Origin of the sequence: Nitrososphaera sp. AFS, assembly GCF_009898475.1 — an archaeon.
Lineage (GTDB): Archaea > Thermoproteota > Nitrososphaeria > Nitrososphaerales > Nitrososphaeraceae > Nitrosopolaris.
In genome coordinates, this window is the sequence record NZ_QURE01000029.1 from 1 (window position 1) to 10,573 (window position 10,573).

General features: G+C 35.1%; 10 protein-coding genes and 1 pseudogene. 7 read left to right on the forward strand and 4 right to left on the reverse strand.

The window, feature by feature from the left end; genetic code table 11:
* Nucleotides 1–352 precede the first annotated feature (352 nt).
* From DYY65_RS05065 to DYY65_RS12160, 4 genes are all read left to right on the forward strand, one after another.
* A complete protein-coding gene (locus DYY65_RS05065; protein ID WP_162476897.1) occupies nucleotides 353–1,576 on the forward strand; it encodes a site-2 protease family protein in 1,224 nt (407 codons plus the stop codon).
* An 81-nt stretch (nucleotides 1,577–1,657) separates the two neighbouring features.
* Nucleotides 1,658–2,296 (forward strand): hypothetical protein, encoded by a 639-nt coding sequence (locus tag DYY65_RS05070; protein WP_162476898.1) that lies wholly within the window; start codon nucleotides 1,658–1,660, stop codon nucleotides 2,294–2,296.
* A gap of 854 nt (nucleotides 2,297–3,150) precedes the next feature.
* Nucleotides 3,151–3,891 carry a phosphoribosyltransferase gene (locus DYY65_RS05075; RefSeq protein WP_162476899.1) on the forward strand — a complete coding sequence of 247 codons (741 nt, stop codon included), beginning with the start codon at nucleotides 3,151–3,153 and terminating at the stop codon, nucleotides 3,889–3,891.
* A gap of 16 nt (nucleotides 3,892–3,907) precedes the next feature.
* Nucleotides 3,908–4,084 (forward strand): hypothetical protein, encoded by a 177-nt coding sequence (locus DYY65_RS12160; protein WP_201449340.1) that lies wholly within the window; start codon nucleotides 3,908–3,910, stop codon nucleotides 4,082–4,084.
* Nucleotides 4,085–4,720: 636 nt separating this feature from the next.
* Here the strand turns inward: DYY65_RS12160 and DYY65_RS05080 are convergent.
* Nucleotides 4,721–5,206 carry a response regulator gene (locus tag DYY65_RS05080; protein ID WP_162476900.1) on the reverse strand — a complete coding sequence of 162 codons (486 nt, stop codon included), beginning with the start codon at nucleotides 5,204–5,206 and terminating at the stop codon, nucleotides 4,721–4,723.
* A 649-nt stretch (nucleotides 5,207–5,855) separates the two neighbouring features.
* On the opposite strand from DYY65_RS05080, the gene DYY65_RS05085 reads away from it, so the two are divergent.
* Both DYY65_RS05085 and DYY65_RS05090 read left to right on the forward strand, forming a co-directional pair.
* Nucleotides 5,856–6,479: a hypothetical protein gene (locus DYY65_RS05085; RefSeq protein WP_162476901.1), complete on the forward strand. Its 624-nt coding sequence runs from the start codon at nucleotides 5,856–5,858 to the stop codon at nucleotides 6,477–6,479.
* 123 nt (nucleotides 6,480–6,602) lie between these two features.
* Nucleotides 6,603–7,049 (forward strand): nuclear transport factor 2 family protein, encoded by a 447-nt coding sequence (locus tag DYY65_RS05090; protein WP_162476902.1) that lies wholly within the window; start codon nucleotides 6,603–6,605, stop codon nucleotides 7,047–7,049.
* Between the two features lie 73 nt (nucleotides 7,050–7,122).
* Here the strand turns inward: DYY65_RS05090 and DYY65_RS05095 are convergent, their stop codons facing one another.
* The 3 genes from DYY65_RS05095 to DYY65_RS05105 form a co-directional block, all read right to left on the reverse strand.
* Nucleotides 7,123–7,656 carry a hypothetical protein gene (locus DYY65_RS05095; protein WP_162476903.1) on the reverse strand — a complete coding sequence of 178 codons (534 nt, stop codon included), beginning with the start codon at nucleotides 7,654–7,656 and terminating at the stop codon, nucleotides 7,123–7,125.
* Nucleotides 7,657–7,978: 322 nt separating this feature from the next.
* Nucleotides 7,979–9,184 (reverse strand): APC family permease, encoded by a 1,206-nt coding sequence (locus tag DYY65_RS05100; RefSeq protein ID WP_162476904.1) that lies wholly within the window; start codon nucleotides 9,182–9,184, stop codon nucleotides 7,979–7,981.
* An 83-nt stretch (nucleotides 9,185–9,267) separates the two neighbouring features.
* Nucleotides 9,268–9,450, reverse strand: coding sequence for a hypothetical protein (locus DYY65_RS05105; RefSeq protein WP_162476905.1), 183 nt, complete (start codon nucleotides 9,448–9,450; stop codon nucleotides 9,268–9,270).
* 755 nt (nucleotides 9,451–10,205) lie between these two features.
* Here DYY65_RS05105 and DYY65_RS05110 point away from each other — a divergent pair.
* A pseudogene (locus DYY65_RS05110) lies at nucleotides 10,206–10,573 on the forward strand (hypothetical protein); the annotation flags it as partial.

Sequence of the window (10,573 nt, forward strand, 5' to 3'; positions counted from 1 at the left end):
CATCAAAGCCTCTAAACATTTCATCAAAGAAACCTCTTCTACCAAAGAATCGCCTTGTCCAATCAAACGGTTCTATATCGTCTGAGCTCATATTCGTACTAATTCCAACTTCTACTATATATTCTTAAAATTTTGTAGCCTAAATTTGATACATGACTAGCCCTACTTATTAACCGTGGTTGATATTCATAGAGTACGAGAGCAAGTGACCTCAAATCTGTCCACGTCACAGAAACTCTTGCAGGCTTACGTAAAAATACACAACTACGGATGTTACAATTTCAGTGTCTTGCACTGTATTCTGCGATTTTATTATACGGAATGGTGTTTCAAGTAGCAGGGAAAGATTGCCTTGTCCTTAAACGTGGGAAGAATCAGGGGAATAAAGATTAGATTACATTTTACTTTGATAATCGGTTTTCTGTTGATCACCTGGACTACTGCAAGTGTTTTTAGCCAACATAATTATCAGGGCTTTACAACCACATATTACTGGATAATAGGTGCTATAATTGCAGCAATACTTTTCATATCAGTGCTCTTGCATGAACTGGCACATTCAGTGGTAGCTTTAAGGTATGGAGTCAATATCAGACAGATAATTCTCTTTATTTTCGGCGGAGTCTCGGACATCTCTGAGGAAACAAAAGACTATCGAAAAGAAGCCAAGATGGCCTTCGCTGGGATTTTCACATTGTTTGGATGGCTTGTAAGTCAGTCTACTACTGTAGGATCTTCTTTTGTAGTCCTAAAACAGGCTTCTATAGATATTCTATATTATGTTGCTCTGATAAATGCCATACTTGGCTTGTTTAATCTGATACCAGCATTTCCTTCGGATGGAGGCAGAATATTGCGTGCTACCTTGGTTAGAGTTAAGAAAGATTATGATAAGGCTACAAAAGATGCCGTAAAAGTTGGAATAATTATATCTTATGGATTTATGGCTTTTGGATTTCTAATGATGGCTACTGGGTCCTTTGTTAGTGGAATTTGGATGCTACTTATAGGTTGGTTTCTGAATAATGGTGCTCAATCATATTTGTCACAACTTGAGTTATCATCTGTGCTATCTCACATCCGTTTAAGAGAGATTATGGATACCAATATCGTAACCATAAAACCAAATATAAGCATAAATGAGTTCCTGGGTAGTTATTTTGATGTATATGTAAAAACTGAATTTCCTGTAGTAGAAGAAGATGGTTATTTGATCGGTACAGTGATGGCAAAAGATGCCATGAACGTTCAAGAATCCAAAAGAGATGCGATAAGAGTAGGAGAAATAATGATTTCTAAAGGTGAGCTGATACTTATGAAATCTAACGCATTTGCCGATGAAGCCTTGAAACGATTAATCAGAGATAATAAGAGTAGGATATTTGTTTATGAAGATAGAGAGAAGATGATACCAACTGGAAGATTAGAACTAAGAGTGGAAGTAGAAGGATCAGAAGCAAATGAACAAGAAATACAAAAGCAAAAACTGATTGGATTAATTAGCAAAACCGATATACTTAATGTTGCAAGAGAAAGAAAAGAATTCGAGAATGCCGTTGAGAAATTAAGGTTCTAGTATGATCATCAGAGTTGCAGTGCTACGGTGGATCACTATGACTAAATCTTTCTTTAGAGATACTTATGATTGCAGCTCAAAATGGTATCTTCCTTCTGCCACCCAAGAGCAAAGACCGATAGACTCAATGAAAGAATGGCTATGACAGCATCAGATATTCGTCTGTCAACAGCCACGGCACAGTGGATAAAGATAACGCAGTCAGATGAGGAAATGAAAAACAAAAAGAATGAGAAACATATTCAAAATTTGATAAGCAGTAAAGAGATAATACACCAAAAGATACAACTATGGTCAAATCCATATGAAAATGAATATGCCCTTCGTTTAGCAATTACATCTGCTGACAATGATTATAAATCACAAGAACCTTTTCTCGCAAGGACAAATCCTAAAGCGAGATATACTCATATTGTTGCAGAATCGGATTATCTTGAAGATCTTAAGGAAGGTTGGGAATTTACCCTTAGACATTTCATTGAGCAGTACAAAGAAGCCCTTCAACAAGAGCCAAAAGAAGAATACTTGAAAAGAAATAAACGAGTAACATCTACTGTTTACCCATCATATTCAAGCAAACAAGGATTTAAAAATGATAAGAGTGATCAGCAAAAATATTATCCTATTAAGCTAATATCATACATAAAATGCCATTACTGTAACCTAGAATTTCATGACGTCGAGGAAAGGAAAGATCACGAACTAGAATGGCATATCTAATAATGCCGGATCGCTGATGAAAAAATACTTTGGCAATCAAAATTGAGTTTCTGTGCCATACCACATCAAAAAACGTAATACCCGCGATCCTTTTCATTATTTGTATAAAGGTTTGCAATTAATACTTTCATCATCATGTCCTGTGTGTATAGTCTTTTTTTTCAATAATAAGAGGACAGAATTAACCATTTGAGGTCAAATCGTTAAGCAGACTACTTGATGATCGAGTCATCTATTAATTTATATACGTGCTATATGTGTTACAACTCAGTTGATTTAATTCTGCCCACATGACTTTTGTGCCATGCAGTGCAAACGTATATGATAACTATATGTGTGTCGCTTTACATTAAAGACAAGAATGTCATCATCTATAGACGATACGACAACAAAGTATCGATTACCTTTAGATAGTGCGTGCACGTGCGAAAGATGTGATCATGGCCTCGGAAGGGACTGTCTCAAGGTCAAGTGTACCTGTTGCAAAGAATATAATCATTCCATGGTGTTAGATGGGATAGAAGGATTTCCACCAACACAGAGTCAAACCAGGGATGCAAGAGTCTAAGGAAGACATTATAAATGCCACAGGTATACGAGGCACTTTTAATATAAAAAGGTCGAATTGACTATTTAGATGGAGAAAAATAAGTTCAAGACTACACAACAAGGTGACATTCCTGTAATATTCATAATAAAGCACGAGAATTGTTATCATGGTAAAGAAAACGCGTTTTAATAAGTGCCAGGTATGTTATCTGCTACTATGAACGATAAAAAGAGATTAGAACTGCTATGCAATGCACTGCAAGCCTGTACTTATAATATTTCATCTTTCCTACTAATTATAGAAAATGTCAAGATCAACTTTGGGAGATGATCTAACAAGAAAAATAGAGCAGGATAATGATGATTATTTTTCACGGTATATGTACAAAAATAGAGAAGAGGCTGCTACAAGGTTAGCAACCAAACTGAAATTATTGTTAGACAAATCGGCTAACGAGTTTAGAATTTTAGCTATTCCTAGAGGAGGGGTTGTTACCGGAGATGTGGTGGCCTCTCGTATTGGAGCTAAATTAGATATTGTTGTATCAAGAAAGATAGGAGCACCACATAATTCTGAACTTGCAATAGGTGCAGTAATGTATGATGGCAGCTTCTATCCTAATCAAGATATAATTAACAATCTAAATGTATCCCAAGAGTATATTGATGAACAGATATCTATAGAAAGAAAAGAGATAGAACGCCGTCTGCTGAGATTTAGAGGAAGCAATCAATATCAGCTACAAGGTAAATCTATAATTTTAGTAGATGATGGCATAGCTACTGGTGCAACAATATTCGCTATTATAAATTGGCTGGGAAACCAAAAACTAAGTAGGTTGATAGTAGCGGTTCCTGTAGCACCCAAAGATACATTTGACAAACTCAAAGATAAAGAAAAAGTAGATGATATAGTCATTCTACAATCACCAATCGTATTTTTTGCTGTAGGAGCGTATTACGAAGACTTTTCTCAAGTAAGCGATGAGCAAGTAGTAAAGATAATGGCCAAGCACAGATACAAACCCTTATTGAGATTTCTCTAGAGGTAAAAACAACAAAATGAAAAAGATTCTTACATCACTTAGAACCTATGCCCTCGAAGATCATCATCAAGGTGAAACAAAGTTCTGTGCTACTTGTGGTGACTCAGCTACTATTGAGGCTTTTTTTAATGTTGGAGACGGAGTTACCTTAATAGAAAAATACTGTAATCCATGTGCAAAAAAAGTAAGATAATTGTTTGGTATTGGTACAATAGTACATACCAGCTATAATATTTTATTCCTGACTGCGGGTATATTAAAACAAATGTAAACAATTTAATTATAATTCGGTACGCTACTTTTTGAAAATGGGTCAATTTGCTTCTTAGAACTGGTTATTATAATCAGTTTGCTTACCTCCAACAATAATCCCATACACCGTTACATAGAATAAATCACATTGAGCCCTACATTGATATAACTTTAAATAAATAATAAGGTGTGGTCCGAGCAAACCGCCAAGACTTTGTTTTTGCGTTCATTGCTAAATCTGAATACGAAAGATGATATTCCCAGTAGAAGTGTGGAAATATATAAAAGAGCATAGTATGAACACTGCTCTAAATCTGGTAACATGCATAGAATAGACATGGTATTTGAAAGACATGGTATTTGAAAGACATGGTATTTGAAAGACATGGTGGCAATCCTATACTACTCCCAAATGAAAATGCGTGGTGTGAATCAAAAGCAATATTCAACCTCACAGTTCTCTCCAAAAGGAAATCAGACTAATATCTAAAACTAGCCACTAACATAATCACATGATGTGTGCAATAATCTTTCTTTACGCTTGGAAGCAGTGAAATCATTAATTCATGCCAGTCTATCATGATCCCAACAACTTGTTTGTTGTATTAACCAAATCCTTGACCTCAATTGGCTTTCTAAGGAAGGATTCTTGATTGAATTCATTGAATCCATGTTCTTTTCTGATTTCTTCGTGAAAGTATTCAGTAGCAGTTAAAAAGCAGATTTTGACCTTGCTATCTATCTTTTTTAACTTTTGATACAAGAGAAATCCATCAACTACTTGCAACCTGATATCCAACAGTACTAGATCGTAAAGGCCTTCCCTAAAATTTTGGTACGCTAATACAGGATTAGTATAAGAATCCGTCTTAAATCCGTTTTGTTCTAAGACAGTACGCAAAGTGAAGGTTGTGTCAGGGTCGTCATCTATTATCATAATTCTTTTTTGTTGTTGTTGTCCTGAATCTCCAAATCCGGAACCGGGTTCCCTTGAGACTTTACTTCTTGTATATTCAGGTTTTTCCGTCTTCACTGTTTCTCCTATACCAAACATCTTACTCATACATCCGTAAACCTGGTATTTGTTAAGTAGGAATCCATTGCAATGCAGTGTGTTACACTATCCATTTATCATCAGTAAGACGGAAATAAGATAAGAGCGAATAAAGATGCAATCTGATGGTAGAAGCGTACTAGACGTGAAGAACATCCCTACAGCGATGACTGCATATTCATGCATGTTTTCAGGAGAATAAGACTATCTAATGACTGATGAGGGAACTGGCAAGAAGGTGAAACAGATCATTTTATGATTGGAAAATGAACCCTCTTTTAGATGAAGATGAAATAACAAAATCGATTAAAACCTGATTGTAGCGTCATCACATCATGGCAAACATAAATCCTTGCAAGGCCAATCATTAATTTAGATATAATCAGAGGTCATAATGATATTTTCAGAAATAGTTTGGAGCGGCCAAACAGTCCTATGGAATAGCTATCCTCACAATAAAAAATTCCTCTTGAATTTGACTTGAGTCCTTCTGAGACATGTCTACACAAAACTGCGGGACGGTTGTCAGCAAGTGAGTTGTATTGTTCTATTTATAAATGGCTTGATATTGGAGAGCATATACTCCCTATTATTAATAATGAAAGCAAGGTATTAACTAGAAAATGATAAATGTAACCATATATAATCAAGAATTGGTTTGTCAGATATATTAGCAGCAGGAGAAGACGGTAGTAAATCAAGTGCCGATGTAAGAGAGAAAAGCCGCAGTATTACCTTTAGGCTAGATTCCATTACTATTGACGAACTACAACGTGAGGCTGATCAAAATCAGATTTCACTTAATGTTCTGGTGAACCAGGTACTAAGAAGATACATTAATTGGGATAGTTACGAAAATAGACTTGGTATGATGCCTGTACCCAAAGCAATACTAATAACCTTAATTGATAGGGCTATGGAAATGGCTAAGAAGAATGGAATAAAGGAGGAAGCAATTGGGCCTTTTAGAGACCAGATAATAAAAGACGCTGCTAATGCAGCATTTGATATAATGAAGGATGCTGTTCTGTTTATGAAAAAACAATACAATATCTGGACAGTACTTTCGGTTTTACAAGAATATATGAAAGTATCAGGCATAAATTCAGACCATAGGATCGAAAGCGGAAGAAAACATGTTTTCGTGATTCAGCATGATCTAGGTGAGAATTGGTCACTTTTTACAAAAGAATTGCTAAAGTTGATATTTGAAAACCTAGCAAAAGTCAGAGCTGACGTTAGTATTACACCTAATATGACTATAGCCGAGGTTATTCTTTAGATATATGTGACTATATGTACGTAAGTAAAGTTCCCTATTATTGTAGTGCACTGCATACGTACTAGTTATCAATCAGTATGTTTCTATTATCAATTGGAGGTTAATAGAAATAAATATAATAATATGAATAGTATTAAACGTAATCTTGAGCATACATATGCAACCGTTAACAAGAGCATAGTATATGAGTACTTTAGGCTGATTAAGAATAAGGATATTGATGGAATACTAAACCTCTTCAATGACGACGCTATAATTTATGAACCTTTCAGTAATATAGAGGGAGGATTGCAAGGAAAGAGTGCAATCAGACCATTCTTCGACGTCGTATTGATGGCTAATGAGGGCTTGCAATATAAGATACAATTTGAGAGAGCACAAGATGGTAGCAATAATGAGAACAAAGAAGATAGTAATCAAGTTACAGCATTAGTCACGTTTGAAAGAGGAGGAACAGTGCAGGGACAATTCACATTTAAATTGAGATCAGAGGAGGAGGAACAGTACAGTTATAGGGATGGTGATAGAGCAAAAAAAATTCAGACTTTACTTATAGAATTTATTAAATAACTTTTGTTGTTGCACTGTCAAAGCTCGAGATAGTAACATCTAAAATAAAATATCTAACAACAACAAGAAACAATTATGTTTTTGGGGTACATTCAAAGAATACTAATGAATCAGTAAAATCAAAATTATCAACCTTGGATACTTCTGCCAATAATATCTTAAAGCATTCTCCTAGATAAAGAGAATATTTTCGACCTAAATTGAGACTCAATATTACTTTATTTCTACCAGATTGAGTAGTACTTATATCGATTTGATATCCACTTGCAGCGGCATAAACCTTTAAGAAATCCAAATAGTCATCTAAATTTCTATTTTTGTTTAATAAAGCTATTACCTCCATATATCTTTTAGAAAGACTCCTCGCATGCTCGATTATTAGTTCATCTGAAATATTCTGAAAAATCATCTTAACTGTATCTTTGGTTACATGTACAAGACCTATCTTCCTTAGAGGATGAAATACATTTACATATTCTGTGAGCATATCATTAACTATTTTCTCTATGGGTCTGTTCTCTGAATAGGCTACTTTTGTAATTTTGCGATATATGTTTTTGTCCAGTAGTAAATGTTCAAGAGGAATATTTTCTCTATCTGATGTCAATTGATAATATATGAATCGACAAGCTATGTAATTAATCTGCTGATTCTTCCAAAGTTTCTTCCTCATTATTTGAAACGATTAGAGAATGGAACACTTCAGTAACGGAAGTATATAGAGTAGTAATGATTTACCACTGCACCTACAAGGTAACTAAATAAATGCTATGCTTAAAATAAATGGGCTACTTCCACTTTGAAATTGCTGTGCTGTTTGTAGTATGGCTTTGGGTGTAATGACATAATATTGTTACAGAAAATCTTATTAATCAGAAAAAATAATGGTAGGAATATTTGTGCTGTGATATTTATTTAATAACATGTACTTAATGAGATAGTGGAAGGATAAAATAAACTAAAAGAATAGCAGACGTTAACAATATGCCAAAACCTGCAATTAGTCTAATTTTATTATCATTTGAGAAAATTTTGTATGCACATATACAGACAAAAATATAAACCCACAATATAGCTATGACTGAAACACTTGCCAGTTGTTCAAAGTTTCTAGAAAGAAACAATACTAGGATGCATGCTGCAAATGTAACTAGAATTATAGCGAATGCAGGTGTTCCTTTTGATGACAATTCTTCTAATTTAGGTATACTATGTTTGGATGATATATTTTGCAATACTCTCGATGCAGCTAGCATGTAAGCATTAATAGCTGATAACATAGCTATAATTCCAATAGTTGCAGTTATGTATTGGGAGTCTTTAGAGATAAATCCTGAGGCCGTAGCAAGGGGCGCGGAAGAGTCTGCAAGAGTCTTACTTCCCATAGATCCAATTAGCGAGAAGTTCAAGAATAAATACACAAATCCCACAATGATCATAGTCATTTTCATCGACCTATAGACTATATTCTCTGCTGGTCTTGTCTCTTGTGCCGGTATTGCGCTTATCTCAAATCCTGTAATAGGAAAATAAACAATCACCAGCGCTTTCAGAAAGTTAGCACTTCCTGAAGACGGATAAAAGGGTGAGAAATTGCTTAGATGAATGAGTGGAACTAGGAGAACAGCCAATATAATGAGAGGTGCGACCTTAGCTATTGTCAAAGCATCTTCGGTCTTTCCTGTTATAAGTACTCCTTTTATGTTAATTAAACAAAATGCTATAGCCGCACTAACTTCGACTGATAAAATAATATAAGGATCATTGTGAAATCCAAAAAAAGCAAAGTATTGTCCTATTCCATCTGCAATTGCAGCGATTCCAACTACTACTGAAAACAGATACAAGAAGACAAGTATGGATGATATCTTTTTTCCAACAGTCGTTGAAAAAATAGAATAGAATACACCAGTTGAGGGATATTTATAAGAAGCTCTTGCAAGAGAGTAAGCTACACATGAGGCAGATGTTAGAGCAAAGATCCAAGCGATAATCGAGCTAGGTCCAGCAATTCCAGCGACTATGCCAGGAACGATGAAAATCCCTGAGCCAATTGTACCTCCAATTCCTAAACTAACAAGTTCAAATAGTCCTAGAGATTTCTTGTAGCCCGTTTTTTCAGGAATTTCGTTCATAGGTGTTAGACTTCATTCATATCAGTGGTCGCATAAAATTGTGTTGGTTAATCTATCCTCGAAAGTGTGATACAACATGTTCATTACTTGCTCTTACTCGTTAGGTAGCCGCTAGTGTGGGTGAGAGCAAACGATTCTAGAGTTTTACTTTTGTTTACATTAGAATCTGCTACTTTCTGTCCTTTCTCACCTGTATAAACAACCCTTTCACCTGATGGCAGCTTTAGCGATTGAAGTTCTTTGTCAAGGATCTTGTCGGTTAACATTCATTCGTAACTTAGGACGAAATAGTAACAAGGTCAGAGTTGATTTGAACTTAACTTTCGAAAGTAATGAGACAGATCAGCCAATGAAACAACCTGTGAATGAGCTTGCAGGCTTATGAAAGATCCCAAAGTTAGAACAGTGATCAAATAGGCATCATCCAAAGAATAGTTAATCGTGCGACAAAGCAGTAAAGTGCTTATATTAGCACATATTTTGTACTATATTTTCATTTTATAAGAACGACACTTTATCCTAGCTCTTCATTTAGTTTTCGAATCTTATCAACAGAGATGAGAAATTCTTTATCACACTTCTTTTGGAGGTACCGGGGACTTTAGCCAATCTATAGTAGAAGATAAGATTGTGCGATTAAGATTGAGTAAGAGAATTTGTTTTGGGTGTAAGGGTAAAACGCAGATTCAATATGTCCATGGTTCTTCGTATCACATATGGCATCATCATTCAGAAATAAAGGATGCTTCGCTATGTGGTAGATGTTATGCCGGACGATACTATGCTCCAAAAAAGAAATTCAAGACAAAAAAAGAAAGGTACGAGTTACGATAATCGAATATGTTTATATCATTTAGCATATAGTGTTTGATAAATTGAGGCAGATCTTTTCATGATAATAATAATGAAACATGCAGAAATTATAAATCCAACAGTCCGATTTGTTGAGACAGACATACAGACAAACAAATAAAGATAGAGTTTACTGCCTCTTAGTTTTGTACAAACCTGGTGGTAGCTTGTGAGTTTTACTAATATATCTGCTTCAGAGCAAATACGCGCGAGGGTTGCTAAAACACTTACGGCTGGTATTCAACTCGACATGTCAACCGATGAATCCAAAAAGCTACTAAAAAGACACGCAAATAGAAAAACGAATCTAGTAATCTTATTTATAGATGTAAATAATTCAACAGAAATGAGCCTGTCATTAGCCGATGATAGATTTGCTCTGATGATCCAAACGTTTGCTCAAGAGATAAGCATCGCTTTGACTGGCTATGGGGGATATGTATTCAAGTACGAGGGGGATGCAGTTATCGGACTTTTCCCTGGAGAATATGATCGGGTAAAGGTATGTAAAAATGTATTAAATTGCACATCTTCCAT